This window comes from Rhizobium sp. BK456, from assembly GCF_014194045.1.
GTDB classification, from domain to species: domain Bacteria; phylum Pseudomonadota; class Alphaproteobacteria; order Rhizobiales; family Rhizobiaceae; genus Rhizobium; species Rhizobium redzepovicii.
In genome coordinates this window covers 632,732-649,458 of the sequence record NZ_JACIAO010000001.1, presented here as the reverse complement: position 1 = coordinate 649,458, position 16,727 = coordinate 632,732, and the positions used below count along the sequence as shown (strand labels likewise).

The following is a 16,727-nucleotide window of genomic DNA, read 5'->3' as shown; positions in this document are numbered from 1 at the left end:
GGTTCATGAGCACCGTCACCGTCAAAACCGGCCAGCCATCCGCTCTTGCGGAGTTCTGGCATTATTTCTCCCGCAACAAGGGCGCCGTCATCGGCCTCGTGGTCTTCGTCATTATCCTTGTGGTCGCTGTCTTCGCGCCGGTCTTTGCGCCGCATACGCCGAACGAGCAGAACCGCCAGGTATTGCTCGCCGTGCCGGCCTGGATGGAAGGCGGCAGCATCTCCTTCCCGCTCGGAACCGATGCCGTCGGCCGCGATATCCTTTCGCGCCTGATCTACGGCGCGCGCTTCTCGCTCTTCATCGGCGTCGTCGTCGTCACCCTTTCGGTCGTATGCGGTGTTCTGATCGGCCTCGTCGCCGGCTATTTCCGCGGCAAGGTCGATACGGCGATCATGCGGCTGATGGATATCATCCTGGCCTTCCCGTCGCTGCTGCTCGCCCTCGTGCTGGTGGCTGTGCTTGGCCCGGGCCTGACCAATGCGATGATCGCGATTTCGCTGGTCAACCAGCCGCATTTCGTGCGGCTGACGCGCGCCTCCGTCATCACGGAGCGCGAGAAGGAATATGTGATCGCATCGCGTGTTGCCGGCGCCGGGACGTTCCGTCTGATGTTCAAGACCATCCTGCCAAACTGTCTTGGGCCGCTGATCGTCCAGGCGACGCTCGCCTTCTCGGCAGCGATCCTCGACGCCGCCGCCCTCGGCTTCCTCGGTATGGGTGCCCAGCCGCCGACACCCGAATGGGGCACGATGCTCGCCGAATCCCGCGAGTTCATCTCGCGCGCCTGGTGGGTCGTAACATTCCCCGGTCTTGCCATTCTCATCACCGTTCTCGCCATCAACCTGATGGGCGACGGCCTGCGCGATGCGCTTGACCCCAAGCTGAAGAGGTCGTGATGCCACTTCTCGAAATTGAAAATCTAACCGTCGAATTCCAGACCTCTTCAGGTCTCTTCCGCGCCGTCGACCGCGTATCGCTTGCCTGCGACAAGGGCGAGATCCTGTCGGTCGTCGGAGAATCCGGCTCGGGCAAATCCGTTGCCATGCTCGCTCTGATGGGGCTTCTGCCCTGGACGGCGAAGATCACTGCCGACCGCATGCAATTCGACGGCCAGGATCTGCGCGGCATCTCCGGCCGCCAGCGCCGCAGGATCGTCGGCAAGGACATGGCGATGATCTTCCAGGAGCCGATGTCGAGCCTCAATCCGTGCTTCACCGTCGGTTTCCAGCTCGGCGAGACCCTGCGCGTCCATATGGGCCTCAACCGCAAGGAGCGCCGCGAACGTTCGATCGAGCTTCTGAACCTCGTCGGCATTCCGGCGCCGGAAGACCGCCTGTCGAACTTCCCGCATCAGATGTCCGGCGGTATGAGCCAGCGCGTCATGATCGCCATGGCACTCGCCTGCAATCCGAAGCTCTTGATCGCCGATGAGCCGACGACCGCGCTCGACGTGACGATCCAGGCGCAGATCCTCGATCTGCTCGTGCGCCTACAGAAAGAGCAGGGCATGGCGCTGGTGCTGATCACTCACGACATGGGTGTCGTCGCCGAAACTGCCGAGCGCGTGCAGGTGCAATATGCCGGCCAGAAGGTCGAGGAGCAGCCGGTGAAGGCGCTGTTCCGCGATCCGCACCACCCTTATACCGCAGCGCTTCTCGCCGCCCTGCCGGAACGCGCTGAGGTCGGCCAGCGTCTTCCCTCGATCGCCGGTGTCGTTCCCGGCCAGCACGGCCGCCCTACGGGCTGTCTTTTCGCGCCGCGCTGTGGCTACGCCACGGTCGAATGCGATCGCGGCGTCGTACGCCAGGGACCGGAGCTCGGGCTGGCTTTGTGCAATTATCCTTTGAAGAACGGCAAGCCGCTCGGCCATCCCGGCGTCATGGCCACTGAAACCGCAGGAGACCTGGTATGACAGGCGCTGTTCTTGAGGGCAGGGATCTCGCCCGCTTCTACACCGTTAACCGTGGTCTCTTCAAAGCCGATGCCACGGTCAAAGCGCTGAACGGCGTCAGCTTCAGCCTTCATTCCGGCAAGACGCTTGCCGTCGTCGGCGAATCCGGCTGCGGCAAGTCGACGCTCGCCCGCCTCGTCACCATGATCGAGAACCCCACAGCGGGAGAATTGCTGATCGACGGCAAGCCCGCCCAAGTTGGCGACCGCAGCCTGCGCAGCCAGGTGCAGATCGTCTTCCAGAATCCTTACGGCTCGCTCAACCCGCGCCAGAAGGTCGGCTCGATCCTGGAAGAGCCGCTGAAGATCAATACCGATCTCAACGCCGCCGCCCGCCGCCGCAAGGTGGAGGAGATGATGGCCCGCGTCGGCCTGCGTCCGGAGCATCATGGCCGCTACCCGCACATGTTCTCCGGCGGCCAGCGTCAGCGCATCGCCATTGCCCGCGCCTTGATGCTGCGGCCGAAGGTGCTGGTGCTCGACGAGCCGGTTTCGGCGCTCGACCTGTCGATCCAGGCGCAGGTGCTGAACCTGTTGATGGACCTGCAGAAGGAGATGGGCCTTGCCTATCTCTTCATCTCGCACGGCCTCTCCGTCGTCCATCATATCGCCGACGAGGTGATGGTGATGTATCTCGGCCGCCCGGTGGAGACCGGTCCCGCCGCCGAGGTCTTCGCCCGGCCGCGCCATCCCTATACGGCAGCATTGCTGTCGGCGACGCCGATCGCCGATCCCGAGCGCGAGAAGAACCGCATCCGCCTGCAGGGCGAACTGCCATCGCCGCTGAAGCCGCCGTCCGGCTGCCATTTCAACCCGCGCTGCTGGAAGGCGCAGGACTATTGCCGCCAGGTTTCTCCCGAATTAAGGGGAGAGGATGCCCAACAATATGCCTGTCATTTCCCGCTCGATTGAGCGGGAAAATGGAGTAATTCCAGGAAAAGTGTGAAGCGGTTTTCCGTCCGGAATGACCGACAGGTTGGAAGGTTCAGGAGGAAACATGCCGGAACGGCGGACGAACAAACCTCATGCGATCATCGTCATGGGGGTCAGCGGTTGCGGCAAATCCTCCGTCGGCGAAAAGCTCGCGGAAGCCCTGCACCTGGCTTTCGTCGAAGGCGATGCACTGCACCCGGCCGCCAATGTCGAGAAGATGTCGAGGGGCATTGCGCTGACCGACGCGGACCGGATGCCCTGGCTCGACCTCATCGGCGACGACATCAAGACCTCGCTTGAGAAAGGCGAGGGCATCATCGTCTCCTGCTCGGCGCTGAGGCGCATCTATCGCGACAGGCTGCGGGCTGCGGCCGGCGGCAATCTGTTCTTCGTCTATCTCGAAGGCTCCAAAGCCTTGCTGACCAAACGGATGGGCGAGCGCAAAGGCCATTTCATGCCGGTGTCGTTGCTCGAAAGCCAGTTGGCAACGCTTGAGGTGCCCACCGGCGAGCAAGGTGTCGTCACCGTCAATATCGACGATACTGTGGAAGGCATCGCGGTAGCGGCTCTCGAAGGGCTTGCCACGCTCGGCGTCACGGGTTGAAACGCTGCGGCGAATAAGCCGCAATATCGATGAACGGCGTCTCGCCGGTAATGAGTTCGGCAAGCACGCGGCCGGTCACCGGCCCGAGCGTCAGCCCGTGATGGGCATGTCCGAAGGCGAACCACAGGCCCTGATGGCGCGGCGCCTTGCCGATGATAGGCATCATGTCCGGCGTACAGGGGCGGGCGCCCATCCAGGGTTCGGGATCGAGCCTGTCGCCGAGCGGAAAGATCGCGCGGGCAACCGCCTCGGCCCGGTCGAGCTGGACCGGTGTCTTCGGCGCATCAAGCGTTGCGAACTCCGCGCCGGTCGTCAGGCGGATGCCGCGGCGCATTGGCGCCAGCAGATAGCCGCGTTCGGCATCGAGCATCCAGTTGTTGAGCACCGCATTTCCCTTGGCGGCATAATGCATGTGATAGCCGCGTTTGACGCCAAGGGACAAGGAATAGCCGAGGCGGCGCGTTGCGAGCGCTGCCCAGGGGCCGAGCGCAATCACCGCATCGTCGGCTTCGAGCGGGCCTTCCCCGGTCATAATCTTCCAGCCGGAGCCGAACTGGCCAAGCGAGGCGGCGTCGCCTGTGACGAACCTGCCGCCGAGGCTTTCGAAATAGCCGCGATAGGCCGATGTCAGCGCATGCGGATCGAGCACCGACCAGGGATCACGCCAGCGGATGCCGCCGGCAAAATCGCCTGTCATGTCAGGCTCCATGCGGGCGATGTCGGCCGAAGTCAGGCCGTCATATTCCACCCCGAATTCACTCTGCCAGAGTGCTGCCTCCGCTAAGGCCTGATCGCGCTTGGCCTCAGTCCGGAAGATCTTCATCCAGCCGTCCCTACGGATCAGCGCTTCGGCATGCGCCGCCTCGATGAGATCCTTGTGTTCGGCAATCGAATTTTCGATCAGCGGCGCATAGGCTCGGGTGATGAGAGCGTGGCGCCGGGCGTTCGAATTCCACCAGTAGCGGGCGAGAAAGGCAAGCTGGCTCGGCAGCGTGCGCAGATGGTAATGCGCATCGATGCGGTTGTTCAGCGCATAACGCAGCAACAGGCCGAGCTGCTGCGGAAAGCCGTAGGGCGCAACACCTTCGCGCTGGATCAGGCCGGCATTGCCGAAGGAGGTTTCGTTGCCCGGATCCTTGCGGTCGACCAGCGTCACCTGCCGGCCGCGCCGTTGAAGATGGATAGCCGTCGACACGCCGACGATGCCGGCGCCGAGCACGATTGCGTTTTTCGTCATTTCCCTGCATTCCACTTTGTTATCGCAGTGAAAATGCCCCTGCCGATACCGCCGGGCAAACGAAAAATCGCCTTCATTTCAAAATCATTGCGCTTTTCAGTGCGGCATTTTCGGCCTTCATGCGGACATAGAGGATGCAGGCGTTGAGAAGCGAAAAGCCGATTGCGTAAAAGGGCAGACCGAACGCCAGAGGAAGGGCGGCGATCTCGCCGACGACGATCGCGTAGTTCGGATGCCGGAGGAAGCGATAGGGGCCGGATGTGACGAGCGGCGCGCCGGGCAGGATGATGATGCGCGTCGTCCAGCGGTCTTTCAGCGTCGCCAGAACCCAAAGCCGCAGCGCCTGCAGCCCGATGAAGACGGCAAACCAGAAGAGCTCGACCGGCCTGCCGGGTGCCAGCAGCCAGAGGCCGATGATCCAGCCGGCGTGCAGCGCCACTATGGCCGGATAGTGTTCCGGCGCCAGTTCCCTGGCGCCTCTGGCGAGAAGGGCGGCGGTGTTGCGCCGGGCTAGCACGAGTTCGCCAAACCGCTGCAGCGTCACGAAGGCAAGGAGCGCGATCGACGGCCAGATCATGCCACCCTCCGAAGCGTCACGCAGCTCGCCGAAAAGCCCGGCCCCATGGCGATCATCGCGGAGCGCTCCGGCAATCCGGCGCGGATCGCCCGCTCCAGCACGAATAGAATGGTCGGCGAGGACATATTGCCGTAGTCGGCAAGCACGCCGCGCTCGTGATCGAGCGTGCCCGGCGTCAGCGAAAGCGCGCTCTCCATCGCCGCCAGGACTTTGGTGCCGCCGGGATGGCAGATGAAGCGATCGATATCTGCAGGTGTCAGTCCGCTTCGCGCCAGAATGGCGGTCACCGCCGGGCCCAGCTCCTTTTCGGCAAAAGGCGGCAGGGATTGCGCCAGCACGATGCCGAAACCGCCGTCGTCGATCTTCCAGCCCATGATGTCGAGTGTGTCGGGAAAGAGATGGTCGCCAGTCGATTCCACCTCCGCCAGCCCGCCTTCGCCGGATCGCAGCACGCAGGCGGCGGCACCGTCGCCGAAAAGCGCCGTCGCAATGATGTTCGGCCGCGTCAGCTCGTCAAGCCGGAAGGCAAGCGTGCAGAGCTCGATCGAGACGAAGAGCACGACGGCGCCCGGCCGGCTGCGCGCCAGCCGCGCGGCGATCGCAAAGCCCGACACACCGGCCGCACAGCCGAGCCCGAACACCGGCACGCGCTCGATATCGGCCCTGAAGCCCATCCGGCGCGCCATCTGCGCATCGAGGCTCGGCGTCGTAAAACCGGTCGACGAGACCGTCACGACACAGTCGACATCGCCGGCTTCAAGCCCCGCCCGGGAAAGCGCTGAGCTGGCGGCTTCGACAAAGAGCTCAGCTGCCACCTCCGCATAGGCCTGCATCCGGTCTTGCCAGCCATGCTGCTCGTCGAACCAGGCAAGCGGTCGCGCCGCATGGCGCTTTTGAATGCCAGCGCTGTCGAAGACGCGGGCAAGATGGCGGAAATCCTCAAAACGGTCGGCAAACAGCCGGCCGGAGGCTTCGACCGCTTCTTTCTGGAAAATGACATGTTCGGGTGCGGCGACGGCGAGGCTGACGAGTTTTACGGTATCGGTCACTAAGTTCTCCTTGTCGTTCCCGGCGTAACGTTGAGAACACCCGGTTTCGACGATCTATTCGGCCTCGGTGGCTTCACGAAGCCGTGATGAAGAAAATAGAGAGGCTGCCGAATAAAGCTCGGGGCAGCGGTGTTTTCTCCTCGCAACGTCACTTTCGAGGAGTTTTCCGATGACGATCATGACAATCCGTATTGCTTCCCTCATTCTCGGCGGCTGCCTTGCCGCTTCCGTTTTCTCGGGCCCGGTCTTCGCAGCCGGCAATGACAACAGCACGATGCCGACCTGCAAGAAGGGTGAGATCTACGACCAGAAGAGCAAGAAATGCGTCAAGCAGCAGAGCGCCAACGTCTCTGACGAGAACCGCACCGACTACGCCTATTCACTGGCCAAGAGCGGTCGCTATGAGGAGGCGCTTGCCATGCTCGACACGGTCAAGGACCAGAACACCGCCGAGGTGCTGAATTATCGCGGTTACGCCACCCGCAAGCTCGGCCGCACCGACGAAGGCATTTCCTATTATCTCAAGTCTGTGAAGATGGATCCGCAATACGCCAAGGTCCGTGAATATCTCGGCGAAGCCTATGTCATCAAGGGCAGGCTCGATCTGGCAAAGGACCAGTTGAAGTCAATCAAGTCGATCTGCGGCACCGACTGCGAGGAATATCAGGACTTGAGCGCAGCCATCATCGATCCGTCGAAGATCTGATTGCCGGCACCGGGCGGGAACGGGAAACCACGGGGGAGGGATGTAAGAATGTCGGTCGCGCGCACTTCGTTTCCTGCCTATAGTCGCGCGAGAACGGAATCGCCGGTTCGTCCGGCGGTTCCGAGGCAGGCAGGATCGTCGGAGGCGGCTATCGCGAGCGCAGCGGATATCAAGAGCGGCCTGACGGAAAATCTGGCAAGGCTCTGGCGTTATGGTCTCGTTCTCTCGCATCAGCGTGATGTCGCCGACGATCTGGTGCAGGCGACCTGCCTGCGCGCGCTGGAACGCGCCGATCAGTTCGTCGCCGGCACCCGGCTCGACCGCTGGCTGTTTTCGATCCTGCATTCGATCTGGCTGAACGAGGTCCGCTCCCGCCGGGTGCGTGAGGGCCAGGGTTTCGTCGATGCCGGGGAGGCTCTGACCTTCGACGGCGCCCACGACACCGAAACCCATGTGATGGCGGGTCAGGTGCTGAAACGGGTGAATGCGCTGCCCGAGGCGCAGAGAACAGTGGTGTTCCTCGCCTATGTCGAAGGGCTTTCCTATCGCGAGGTTGCAAGCATACTGGATATTCCGATCGGAACCGTGATGAGCCGGCTGGCGGCAGCCCGCGCCAAGCTCGCCAGTGACGAGCGGGAAGGGGGACGGCAATGAATACGAAACGCACCATTCCCTCCGACGAGGACCTGACCGCCTTCATCGACGGTGAACTGACGGCTGACGAAGCTGCGCGCATCGAAAGTCTGGTGAACGAAGACAAGGCTGTCGCCGAGCGGCTGGAATTCCTGGCCCGCGCCAGCCTGCCCTTCGAGCAGGCCTTTGCGCCGCTGCTGTCGCAGGCTCCACGCGAGAAACTGGAAACGATGCTCGCCGCCATCCCAGTGCCTGAGAGCGCCAAACCCGGCGCCACGCCTGTATCCGCCAGCCGCCGCCGCTTCCTCGGCGCGCTTGCCGCCTCACTTGTCGCCGGCGTCGCTATCGACCGCGCCGTCCTCGCCATCGGCAGAGGCGTTTCAGCGAAGGACGAAAACAGCGAATGGCGCGCCGTGGTCGCCGACTATATCTCGCTCTATACACCGGAGACTCTTGCCGGTCCCGTGCCCGCAAGAGACGACCAGGCCACCCAGCTCGCAGGCCTCGACGAAAAGCTCGGCCTATCGCTCTCCCCCGAATCCGTTTCGCTGCCGGGCATCGATTTCAAACGTGCTCTGCTGCTGCAATATGATGGCAAACCGCTCGCCCAGATCGCCTATCTCGACCCCGAAACCGGCCCGATGGCGCTCTGCATCGTCCGCTCCGATGCCGGTCCCAAAGCGCCGGATCTCGAAAGCCGCAAGGGCATGAACGTCGTCTACTGGTCGAACGGAACGCACGCCTTCATGCTGATCGGCCATGCAGCGGCGGACAGGATGGCGGCGATTGCCGATGGAGTGCGGGGGAGGGTGGCTGCCTGACCTGCCATTGGCCCGGCCTGAAATCGGGCGTGATAAATCCTGCTATCGATCTCGTTTCACGAACTGACCGAGACGGTTCACAAGCTTCGATGCCCAGAACGTGAGGATCGAGACCCCCAGGCCGTGGTCGGCAAGGGCACGCAGCACTTCCTTGTTCTGACGCGATATGTTTTGAATGTTCTTGTTTGTGGCGCCCCCCAAGCGCATCCTCACCAATACGCGGGGAATATAAACGGTCCTGATGCGCGCAACTTCCAGAAAACGCATCATAAGCTCGACATCGGCTGCCAGCCGATAACGCAGATCGAACGTCCCGAACCGGTCATAGATGCGACGCCGAACATAGAATGTCGGATGCGGCGGACACCAGCCCCGTCTAAAGAAACCGGGTTCAAACGCACAGGATTTCCAATAACGGACTGTGCGATCGGGATGCTGGTTGGAAACATAAATGAGATCGCCATAGCAGCCGTCATAGGCTTCATCGTCCAGCGCGGCCGCCACGGTTTCGAGGGAGCCGCTGCTCTCGAAAGTGTCATCCGCGTTCAGGAAGCCGATGATCTCGCCGCTCGCAAGGCCAATCCCCTTGTTCATGGCCTCATAGATACCTCCGTCCCGTCCCGAAAATACGCGGCGGTTCTCCGCCGGCGCCGAAGCAATGATGGCGAGTGTGGAATCGCTTGAGCCACCGTCAATGATGATGTGCTCGAAATCGCGGTAGGTTTGTTGGTCGATGGACCGCAACGTATCGGCAATGGTCCGCTCTGCGTTCCAGCAAACGGTGATGAGACTTATCCGGGGAGGGCGTGGATCGGCAGTGTCTGCAGCCATTTTGAAGGGTGTCTTGCTCACATTCTAAGGGGCGAAATCTGGCCAAGCCGTAGCAGACGGAAAGGCGGCGTCGCAATCCGGTACTGCAGATTATCCTGGATCAATGCTCGATTGATGAGAGATTGGGCTACTTCCCGTCTCGGTAAGTGCATTGCATGCCGATCGATCTATCTGTAGTGAGCAATGTCGAACAGCGACGTCATCACGAAGCCTCGTGAATGCGCGCGGATTTACCAGTTGCAGGAGGTCTCTTGTCTTCGAAGAAAAAGCTGCGCAAGGGCATCTTGCTCGCCGGGGGCTCGGGTACCCGGCTCCATCCCGCGACCCTCGCCATTTCGAAGCAACTTCTTCCGGTTTTTGACAAACCGATGATCTATTATCCCCTGTCAACGCTGATGCTCGCAGGTATCCGGGATATCCTGATTATCTCGACGCCACAGGACACGCCGCGCTTTGAACAGCTGCTAGGTGACGGCGCCCAATGGGGGTTGAACCTTCAATATGCCGTGCAGGCCGCGCCCGAAGGCATTCCTCAGGCATTCTCGATCGGCAGGGAATTCATCGGGCAAGAGGCAACCGCCCTCGTGCTCGGAGACAATATCTTTTACGGCAACCTCCTGACGCATGATTTATCCGCGGCTTCGGCGAGATCGGACGAAGCGACGATCTTCGCGTACAAAGTCCACGATCCCGAACGGTATGGGGTGGTAGAATTTGACGGTGAGGGGAAAGTCCTCACCTTGGAGGAAAAGCCATCCAGGCCCCGCTCTTCTTACGCGGTGACGGGTTTGTATTTCTACGACAATGACGTGATTGACATTGCTGCCGGTTTGAAACCCTCGCCGCGCGGTGAAACCGAAATTACCGACATCAATCGGCATTATTTGTCGACCGGCAGGCTGAATGTTGCCGTCCTGGGAAGAGGGCATGCCTGGCTTGATACGGGCACGCACGATTCACTCCTTGAAGCCAGTCAATTCATTGCCACCATCGAGCGGCGCCAGGGGCTGAAGATTGCCTGCCCCGAAGAAATCGCCTTTCATTTGGAATACATAGATGCCGAGCAATTGCTAAGGCTGGCGGCTCCACTTGTAAAGAGCTCTTACGGTCGATACCTCATCAGCCTGGTGAGGGAGCCAGCTCCGCATTTCCCAACCGGCTGAACCGACAAAACTGGAAAACCAATCTTGTCTGCTTTTACCCTGCTTACGTTAAAGACGATGTCCGACGGACGAGGCGCGCTGACCGTCATGGACGGAATACTGCCATTTCCGGTCGTCCGGAGCTTTTGGATCTATGGAGCCGACGGATACACGCGCGGTGGCCATCGTCATCACCAGACTCGACAGGCGTTGGTGGCGCTTTCGGGAAGCGTGATGATTTTGATGGACGATGGAAAGGCCCGGGAAGAGATCACCTTGTCGTCACCGGACCAGTGCCTGCTGGTAGAGCCAAGGGACTGGCACGAAATGACCTTCGGTCCCGGTTCGATCCTGCTCGTTTTTGCCTCACGCGGATATGATAAGGACGACTACATCGACACCCCCTATGAGCGGCTCTGAGATGATTGAGTATGAAAGTCTTGCGCAGGCCAACCGCGCGCTAATGGAAGAGTTGGAGGCGGCTGCTTCCCGTGTCATTCGTTCCGGGTGGTACATACTTGGCAATGAGGTCTCCTCATTCGAAGCTGAATTCGCCGCCTTTGCGGAAAGCAAACATTGCATCAGCGTGGCCAATGGTCTGGATGCGTTGATCCTCTCAATCGAAGCGCTCGATCTGCCGAAAGGCAGCGAGATCATGGTTGCCTCCAATACCTATATAGCCACTATTCTGGCAATTCTTCGCGCCGGCCACAAACCTGTTCTGGTGGAGCCCGAACGCGAAACCTTCAATATCGATCCGGAGCGCCTTCCTGCGGCGCTCACTCGCCACACGCAGGCAATCTGTGTCACGCATCTTTTCGGCAAAGCGTGCCGGATGACCGAGATCGCCGCGTTTGCAAGCGAGCATGGTCTGAGGGTGATCGAGGATTGCGCGCAGTCTCATGGCGCGCGCTATGACGGCAAACTGACCGGCACCTTCGGAATTGCCGGCTGCTTCAGCTTCTATCCGACCAAGAATCTGGGAGCTCTCGGAGATGCGGGCGCGATCGTCACGGATGATGACGAATTTGCAGATCGCTTGAGACACATGCGCAACTACGGTTCGAAGAAGAAATATGAGAACGTCTATATCGGTGTAAATTCCAGGCTTGATGAGATGCAGGCGGCATTCCTGCGGGTCAAACTGCGTTCCCTCGGTCAGGTCACTGAACATAAGCGGGCGCTGGCCGATATCTATTTTGCCAATCTGCCCAAATGGCTCGCACAGCCGCTTCGTCGACCTGCCGAGTATGACGTGTTTCATATTTTCGGGATACGTCACCCGGCCCGCGACGAATTGCGTCAGTGGCTGCTCGATAACGGAGTCAAGACCGAGATACATTATCCGATCGCGCCGCATAGGCAGAAGGCAATGCAAGGCATTCTTTCCGGCGATTATCCCATCGCCGATGAGCTGCATGCCACTGAGCTCAGCCTGCCTATTTCCGCCGGGCATAGCGGCGATGAGATAGAGCGTGTCTGCAGCCTTCTTGCGGCGCTGCCAGAAAAGCTGAAGTTGGCGGCATGACAGAGCACCTGAAAGGACCAGCCTCGGCACGTGCCGATGACGATTGGGATATCGTTATCAAGCCTTCCAAGGGAAATACGCCGGATCTCGGCCTTGTCTGGCAATATCGCGATCTCGTCTGGATGTTTTTCAAGCGGGATTTCACCACATTTTACAAACAGACCATTCTCGGGCCGGTCTGGTATATCATCCAACCGTCGCTGACGGCGATGACCTATTATGTCGTGTTCGGCAAAATCGCCAATCTTTCCACCGATGGCCTTCCGCCCTTCCTGTTTTACATGTCGGGCACGATTATCTGGAGCTACTTTGCTGCCTGTTTGACTAATAACTCCGAGGTCTTCTCGAAGAACGCCAATCTGTTCGGAAAGGTTTACTTTCCGAGACTTGTGGTGCCGCTATCCGTTGCGATGAGCGGCCTTGTCGCTTTTGCGATCCAGTTCCTGCTGTTGTTGACGGTTTCCATTGGCCTCAAAATTGCCAATCCAGATCTGGCCCTGAACTATTGGTTCCTGTTGCTGACGCCGCTGGTGCTACTCTATATCGCCGTGCTGGGCATTGGTGCCGGGCTTGTCGTTTCGGCGCTAACGGTCCGTTTCCGCGATCTTGTTTACGCAGTCGGGTTCATGACGCAACTCTGGATGTATGGCACGCCGATCGTGTACCCCTTCAGCCAGATCCCTGAACGGTATCATTGGTTCTATTACCTCAATCCAATGACGACGCCGGTTCAAACCTTCCGCTGGGCGCTATTCGACGCTCCCGCCTTGCCCATTGGTCTTTGCCTCGCCAATTTTGCAGTGACGATCGCAATCACCCTGTTCGGGCTGGCACTTTTTTCGCGGGCGGAAGCCAATGCGATGGATACCGTCTGATGAACGACATCGTTATTCGAGCGGAGCACGTCAGCAAACTCTATCGTCTTGGCGTGATCAATCACGGCACCCTCTATCGCGACCTTCAGAGCTGGTGGGCGAAGTGGCGCAACCTTCCGGATCCGAACGTTTCGGTATCCGACCATACGTCCGACCGCGGCGCACAGTCGCGGCTGAAGGGAGACATCTTCCATGCGCTGGATGATGTCTCTTTCGAAGTCGGACAGGGCGAGATCGTCGGGATTATCGGCAGGAACGGGGCGGGAAAGTCCACACTGTTGAAGGTGATGTCGCGTATCACCATGCCCAATTCGGGCTTCATTGGAATACGGGGCAGAATTGCGAGCCTGCTTGAGGTCGGCACCGGGTTTCATCCGGAACTCACCGGTCGGGAGAATGTCTATCTCAATGGCGCCATCCTCGGGATGAGCCGTGCCGAGGTCAGGTCGAAATTCGATGAAATCGTCGAGTTTGCGGAGATCGGCGAATTTATCGACACGCCGGTGAAGCGATATTCGTCCGGCATGTATGTGCGTCTGGCCTTCGCCGTCGCGGCGCATCTCGAGCCGGAAATACTCCTGGTCGACGAGGTATTGGCCGTCGGCGACGTCAACTTCCAGAACAAATGCATGGGGCGCATGCAGGAGGTCACGAAGGCCGGTCGAACGATTATCTTCGTCAGCCACAATATGACGGCGATCAGCAGCATCTGCCCGAAATCGATTCTGATGGCCGATGGCAAAGTCGCTGCGATGGGCGATACGGCAGATGTGATAAAGGCCTATCTCGATCGCCCGGAATTCGGCGGCACCGCAAGTTACTCGGTCAATCCCGAGGACGTCGAAGGCAAGGCGGTTATATGCCGTGTCGCAGTGTTGAATGAGAAGGACGAGGCTTCGGGAACACTGGAACTGTCGAAGGGATTTTCCGTCGAGGTCGAGTACGAGCTGAGGGAGCCTCTTTCCGGTCTCTCGGTCGGGATGCAGATCATGATGGAGGACGGCTATACCACGCTTGTCAGCCTTTCCGATCCTGAGCTCGACGTCGGGCGCTTGGATACCCGGCCAGCCGGTTATTATCGCGCTCGGGTAAAATTTCCGGGATATCTTCTCAATACCGGCACCTTCTACCTCCGACTGGGCATATCGAGCCGGTTCTCGATATATTCCGTCGCCGAAGGTATTCGGTTTGACGTGGAGGATAATGTCGGAATTATCCAGATGCTTGGTCAACAGCGGAAGCCGTCGATTTCGGCGATACAGTTGCCTTGGGAGGTTGAAAAGGTCTTCCACCGCGATTCTGAAGGTGTTTTGAAATGAAGAAGGCGCTTGTCACCGGAGCAGATGGGTTCATCGGCTCTCATCTTGTCGAGACGCTGGTGAGATCGGGTGTGGAAGTCCGCGCCCTCTGCCAGTACAACTCATTTTCCAGCTGGGGCTGGCTCGATCAGTCCGAATACCGCGGCAAGTTCGAGGTGATCCTCGGAGACGTCCGTGATCCCGCTCAGATGCGCTCTGTCGCCAAAGGTGTCGACACGATCTTTCATCTCGCCGCTCTGATTGCGATTCCCTATTCCTATCAGGCTCCCTCAAGCTACATCGATACCAATGTGCATGGGACGCTGAACGTCCTTCAAGGCGCTCTCGACGCCGGTGTCGGAAGAGTGATCCAGACCTCGACGAGCGAAGTTTATGGGACCGCACGTTTTGTGCCCATCAGCGAAAGCCATCCCCTGCAGGCGCAGTCGCCCTATTCGGCGTCCAAAATCGGCGCCGATGCGATCGCCTACAGCTATCATTCGAGCTTCGATCTGCCGGTGACGATCGCACGGCCGTTCAACACCTACGGCCCGAGACAATCTGCAAGGGCGGTTATTCCAACCGTGATTTCGCAGCTTCTGAGTGGACGAACGACGCTGAAACTTGGTGCGCTCTCGCCCACCCGGGATTTCAATTTCGTGCAGGATACATGCGACGGCTTTCTGGCGCTCGCGGCCTGCGACGAAGCCATCGGACAGACGGTAAATATCGGCTCGGGCGGCGAGATATCGATCGGCGATACCGTTCGGCTGATCGCCGATATCATCGGCGTCAACATCGAGATTGAATGCGATGAACAGCGTTTGCGTCCCGCAAACAGCGAAGTGGAACGCCTGTGCTGTGATAACAGCCTGATCAAGTCTCTGACGGGATTTTCGCCGCGCTACAGCTTGAAAGACGGGCTCCAGGCGACGATTGAATGGCTGCGTCAGCCTGACAATCTGGCACGATATAAGGCGGATATCTTCAATGTCTAGGCGTGCAGTCATTCTGGCGGGAGGGATGGGAACGCGGCTGCGGCCCTATACCGTCGTGCTCCCAAAGCCGCTGATGCCGATCGGCGATTATCCCATTCTAGAGGTCATCATTCGCCAGCTGATATCAGGCGGGTTTCAGCATATAACGCTTGCCGTCAACCATCAGGCTGAACTGATCAAAGCCTTTTTCCAGGATGGCGACAAATGGGGTGTGCGCATCGATTATTCGCTCGAAGATCAGCCGCTCGGCACCATGGGTCCGCTACGATTGATCAAGGATCTGCCTGAGAATTTTTTGGTGATGAACGGAGACATCCTGACGGACCTGAACTATGCCGATTTTCATGACGCTCACGTCCGGGAGGGGAATATATTCACCATCTCGTCAAAGACACGGGAGCATCGGATAGACTACGGCGTTCTGGACACCAGCGAGGCGGGGCTGCTGACGGGGTTCCGGGAAAAGCCGACGGCTGAGTACAAAGTCAGCATGGGCGTCTACATGGTGTCTTCGGGGGCGGTCGAGCACATACCACAACGGGGCGCCTACGGTTTTGACCAACTGATGCTTGATCTTCTTGCGGCCGGAAAACCGGCAACGGTTCGAGATTTTCCAGGCTATTGGCTCGATATCGGACGGCCCGACGATTATGCACTGGCGATCGAGCAGTTCGAAACCATGCAATCCAGGTTCTTGAATGGTTGATGCAATCGTCACCGGTGCTGGCGGCTTTCTCGGGAAGCGTCTGGTTGAGAGGCTTAAAAAGGCCGGTGTCGACGTGCTTGCGGTTGACCGAACGCATGGTGATATAAGCGAAGAGGGAATCTGGCAGGAACTTCCCGCAGCCGGCACGCTGTTTCATCTTGCCGGCCGGACGTTTGTCCCGGATAGCTGGTCGCAAGGCCCGAGTTTCATGGCCGCCAATGTTCTCGGTACGCAGCATGCTCTGAACTGGTGCAAGCGGCACAAGGCCAAGCTCGTATTCGCAAGCGCCTATGTCTACGGAGTGCCGGAGCGACTGCCGATCCAGGAAAGCGATCCGGTCAGGCCGAATAACCCCTACGCGTTGTCCAAGCATCTTGCCGAACAACTTTGTGAGTTTGCTGCCACACACGAGCAAATACCGGTCGTGGTATTGCGGCTTTTCAATATATATGGGGCTGGGCAGCGCCCGGAGTTCCTGATACCGACACTTCTGAACCGGATACGGGCGAAGCAGGACATACAGGTCATGGACCTCAGTCCGCGGCGTGATTATGTCTTCGTTGACGATGTCCTGAGCGCCTTTGCCAAGGCCATGGGCGTGCCGGAAGGTTACCACTGCATCAATATCGGCTCCGGCAGGTCGTATTCGGTGCAGGAAATCATCGATATCTTGCAAGAAGCCGCCGGCACTGCTCTACCTGTAGTGTCATCTTGCGCCGTTCGGCGGAATGAAATACCTGACGTGCGGGCCGATATTACAAGGGCTCGCGCTGTTCTTGGATGGCGGCCAGAATGGGATCTGCCCGCCGGCATCCGCGAACTGATGAAGGAGTCTTAAA

At 59.5% G+C, this 16,727-nt stretch carries 19 protein-coding genes; 15 read left to right on the top strand and 4 right to left on the bottom strand.

Going from position 1 to position 16,727, the window contains the following annotated elements:
* Positions 1-5: 5 nt before the first annotated feature.
* The 4 genes from FHX03_RS03525 (at position 6) to FHX03_RS03510 (ending at position 3,487) form a co-directional block, all read left to right on the top strand.
* Complete coding sequence (locus tag FHX03_RS03525; RefSeq protein ID WP_003588415.1) at positions 6-896, top strand: ABC transporter permease subunit; 891 nt, start codon at positions 6-8, stop codon at positions 894-896.
* A complete protein-coding gene (locus FHX03_RS03520) occupies positions 896-1,912 on the top strand; it encodes an ABC transporter ATP-binding protein (protein ID WP_097623927.1) in 1,017 nt (338 codons plus the stop codon). Before FHX03_RS03525 ends, FHX03_RS03520 begins: the two co-directional genes overlap by 1 nt.
* Positions 1,909-2,862: a peptide ABC transporter ATP-binding protein gene (locus FHX03_RS03515; protein ID WP_097623928.1), complete on the top strand. Its 954-nt coding sequence runs from the start codon at positions 1,909-1,911 to the stop codon at positions 2,860-2,862. Before FHX03_RS03520 ends, FHX03_RS03515 begins: the two co-directional genes overlap by 4 nt.
* Positions 2,863-2,947: 85 nt before the next feature.
* The gene (locus tag FHX03_RS03510) at positions 2,948-3,487 is read left to right on the top strand and encodes a gluconokinase (RefSeq protein WP_183852599.1); all 540 of its coding nucleotides are present in this window, start codon (positions 2,948-2,950) and stop codon (positions 3,485-3,487) included.
* Here the strand turns inward: FHX03_RS03510 and FHX03_RS03505 are convergent.
* The 3 genes from FHX03_RS03505 to FHX03_RS03495 form a co-directional block, all read right to left on the bottom strand.
* Positions 3,477-4,724, bottom strand: coding sequence for an NAD(P)/FAD-dependent oxidoreductase (locus FHX03_RS03505; RefSeq protein ID WP_183852597.1), 1,248 nt, complete (start codon positions 4,722-4,724; stop codon positions 3,477-3,479). The two genes, FHX03_RS03510 and FHX03_RS03505, sit on opposite strands and share 11 nt — an antisense overlap.
* Positions 4,725-4,797: 73 nt before the next feature.
* Positions 4,798-5,301, bottom strand: coding sequence for an isoprenylcysteine carboxyl methyltransferase family protein (locus FHX03_RS03500; protein WP_097623931.1), 504 nt, complete (start codon positions 5,299-5,301; stop codon positions 4,798-4,800).
* Positions 5,298-6,350: a type III polyketide synthase gene (locus tag FHX03_RS03495; RefSeq protein ID WP_097623932.1), complete on the bottom strand. Its 1,053-nt coding sequence runs from the start codon at positions 6,348-6,350 to the stop codon at positions 5,298-5,300. The genes FHX03_RS03500 and FHX03_RS03495 overlap by 4 nt, the downstream gene beginning before the upstream one ends.
* Positions 6,351-6,519: 169 nt before the next feature.
* On the opposite strand from FHX03_RS03495, the gene FHX03_RS03490 reads away from it, so the two are divergent.
* Genes FHX03_RS03490 through FHX03_RS03480 form a run of 3 tightly spaced genes read left to right on the top strand, consistent with a single transcriptional unit; the run spans position 6,520 to position 8,510 of the window.
* Positions 6,520-7,056: a tetratricopeptide repeat protein gene (locus FHX03_RS03490; RefSeq protein ID WP_097623933.1), complete on the top strand. Its 537-nt coding sequence runs from the start codon at positions 6,520-6,522 to the stop codon at positions 7,054-7,056.
* A 48-nt stretch (positions 7,057-7,104) separates the two neighbouring features.
* Positions 7,105-7,710, top strand: coding sequence for an RNA polymerase sigma factor (locus FHX03_RS03485; RefSeq protein WP_097623934.1), 606 nt, complete (start codon positions 7,105-7,107; stop codon positions 7,708-7,710).
* Entirely contained in the window at positions 7,707-8,510 is an 804-nt protein-coding gene (locus tag FHX03_RS03480; RefSeq protein WP_183852595.1) for an anti-sigma factor family protein, read from the top strand. The genes FHX03_RS03485 and FHX03_RS03480 overlap by 4 nt, the downstream gene beginning before the upstream one ends.
* 42 nt (positions 8,511-8,552) lie before the next feature.
* Here the strand turns inward: FHX03_RS03480 and FHX03_RS03475 are convergent, their stop codons facing one another.
* Positions 8,553-9,341: a glycosyltransferase family 2 protein gene (locus FHX03_RS03475; RefSeq protein ID WP_097623936.1), complete on the bottom strand. Its 789-nt coding sequence runs from the start codon at positions 9,339-9,341 to the stop codon at positions 8,553-8,555.
* Positions 9,342-9,592: 251 nt separating this feature from the next.
* On the opposite strand from FHX03_RS03475, the gene rfbA reads away from it, so the two are divergent.
* From rfbA to FHX03_RS03435, 8 genes are read left to right on the top strand one after another with little or no spacing between them, the layout of a single operon-like run.
* A complete protein-coding gene (rfbA, locus tag FHX03_RS03470; protein ID WP_183852593.1) occupies positions 9,593-10,504 on the top strand; it encodes a glucose-1-phosphate thymidylyltransferase RfbA in 912 nt (303 codons plus the stop codon).
* Between the two features lie 24 nt (positions 10,505-10,528).
* Complete coding sequence (locus FHX03_RS03465) at positions 10,529-10,903, top strand: sugar 3,4-ketoisomerase (RefSeq protein ID WP_012556659.1); 375 nt, start codon at positions 10,529-10,531, stop codon at positions 10,901-10,903.
* Position 10,904: 1 nt separating this feature from the next.
* Positions 10,905-12,011 carry a DegT/DnrJ/EryC1/StrS family aminotransferase gene (locus FHX03_RS03460; RefSeq protein ID WP_097623938.1) on the top strand — a complete coding sequence of 369 codons (1,107 nt, stop codon included), beginning with the start codon at positions 10,905-10,907 and terminating at the stop codon, positions 12,009-12,011.
* On the top strand, positions 12,008-12,886 hold the full coding sequence (locus FHX03_RS03455; protein WP_012556661.1) for an ABC transporter permease: 879 nt from the start codon (positions 12,008-12,010) through the stop codon (positions 12,884-12,886). Before FHX03_RS03460 ends, FHX03_RS03455 begins: the two co-directional genes overlap by 4 nt.
* A complete protein-coding gene (locus FHX03_RS03450) occupies positions 12,886-14,205 on the top strand; it encodes an ABC transporter ATP-binding protein (protein ID WP_097623939.1) in 1,320 nt (439 codons plus the stop codon). Before FHX03_RS03455 ends, FHX03_RS03450 begins: the two co-directional genes overlap by 1 nt.
* The gene (locus FHX03_RS03445; protein WP_097623940.1) at positions 14,202-15,182 is read left to right on the top strand and encodes an NAD-dependent 4,6-dehydratase LegB; all 981 of its coding nucleotides are present in this window, start codon (positions 14,202-14,204) and stop codon (positions 15,180-15,182) included. The genes FHX03_RS03450 and FHX03_RS03445 overlap by 4 nt, the downstream gene beginning before the upstream one ends.
* A complete protein-coding gene (locus FHX03_RS03440) occupies positions 15,175-15,888 on the top strand; it encodes a nucleotidyltransferase family protein (RefSeq protein WP_097623941.1) in 714 nt (237 codons plus the stop codon). The genes FHX03_RS03445 and FHX03_RS03440 overlap by 8 nt, the downstream gene beginning before the upstream one ends.
* Entirely contained in the window at positions 15,881-16,726 is an 846-nt protein-coding gene (locus tag FHX03_RS03435) for an NAD-dependent epimerase/dehydratase family protein (protein ID WP_097623942.1), read from the top strand. Before FHX03_RS03440 ends, FHX03_RS03435 begins: the two co-directional genes overlap by 8 nt.
* Position 16,727 lies beyond the last annotated feature (1 nt).

Excerpts from the sequence above, each read along its gene's own strand:
- FHX03_RS03505 (WP_183852597.1), bottom strand. The coding sequence starts at position 4,724 with ATGACGAAAAACGCAATCGTGCTCGGCGCCGGCATCGTCGGCGTGTCG.
- FHX03_RS03440 (WP_097623941.1), top strand. The coding sequence starts at position 15,175 with ATGTCTAGGCGTGCAGTCATTCTGGCGGGAGGGATGGGAACGCGGCTG.
- FHX03_RS03500 (WP_097623931.1), bottom strand. The coding sequence starts at position 5,301 with ATGATCTGGCCGTCGATCGCGCTCCTTGCCTTCGTGACGCTGCAGCGG.
- FHX03_RS03450 (WP_097623939.1), top strand. The coding sequence starts at position 12,886 with ATGAACGACATCGTTATTCGAGCGGAGCACGTCAGCAAACTCTATCGT.
- FHX03_RS03510 (WP_183852599.1), top strand. The coding sequence starts at position 2,948 with ATGCCGGAACGGCGGACGAACAAACCTCATGCGATCATCGTCATGGGG.
- FHX03_RS03490 (WP_097623933.1), top strand. The coding sequence starts at position 6,520 with ATGACGATCATGACAATCCGTATTGCTTCCCTCATTCTCGGCGGCTGC.
- FHX03_RS03475 (WP_097623936.1), bottom strand. The coding sequence starts at position 9,341 with ATGGCTGCAGACACTGCCGATCCACGCCCTCCCCGGATAAGTCTCATC.
- FHX03_RS03435 (WP_097623942.1), top strand. The coding sequence starts at position 15,881 with ATGGTTGATGCAATCGTCACCGGTGCTGGCGGCTTTCTCGGGAAGCGT.
- FHX03_RS03515 (WP_097623928.1), top strand. The coding sequence starts at position 1,909 with ATGACAGGCGCTGTTCTTGAGGGCAGGGATCTCGCCCGCTTCTACACC.
- FHX03_RS03520 (WP_097623927.1), top strand. The coding sequence starts at position 896 with ATGCCACTTCTCGAAATTGAAAATCTAACCGTCGAATTCCAGACCTCT.
- FHX03_RS03480 (WP_183852595.1), top strand. The coding sequence starts at position 7,707 with ATGAATACGAAACGCACCATTCCCTCCGACGAGGACCTGACCGCCTTC.
- FHX03_RS03455 (WP_012556661.1), top strand. The coding sequence starts at position 12,008 with ATGACAGAGCACCTGAAAGGACCAGCCTCGGCACGTGCCGATGACGAT.
- FHX03_RS03445 (WP_097623940.1), top strand. The coding sequence starts at position 14,202 with ATGAAGAAGGCGCTTGTCACCGGAGCAGATGGGTTCATCGGCTCTCAT.
- FHX03_RS03485 (WP_097623934.1), top strand. The coding sequence starts at position 7,105 with ATGTCGGTCGCGCGCACTTCGTTTCCTGCCTATAGTCGCGCGAGAACG.
- FHX03_RS03525 (WP_003588415.1), top strand. The coding sequence starts at position 6 with ATGAGCACCGTCACCGTCAAAACCGGCCAGCCATCCGCTCTTGCGGAG.
- FHX03_RS03460 (WP_097623938.1), top strand. The coding sequence starts at position 10,905 with ATGATTGAGTATGAAAGTCTTGCGCAGGCCAACCGCGCGCTAATGGAA.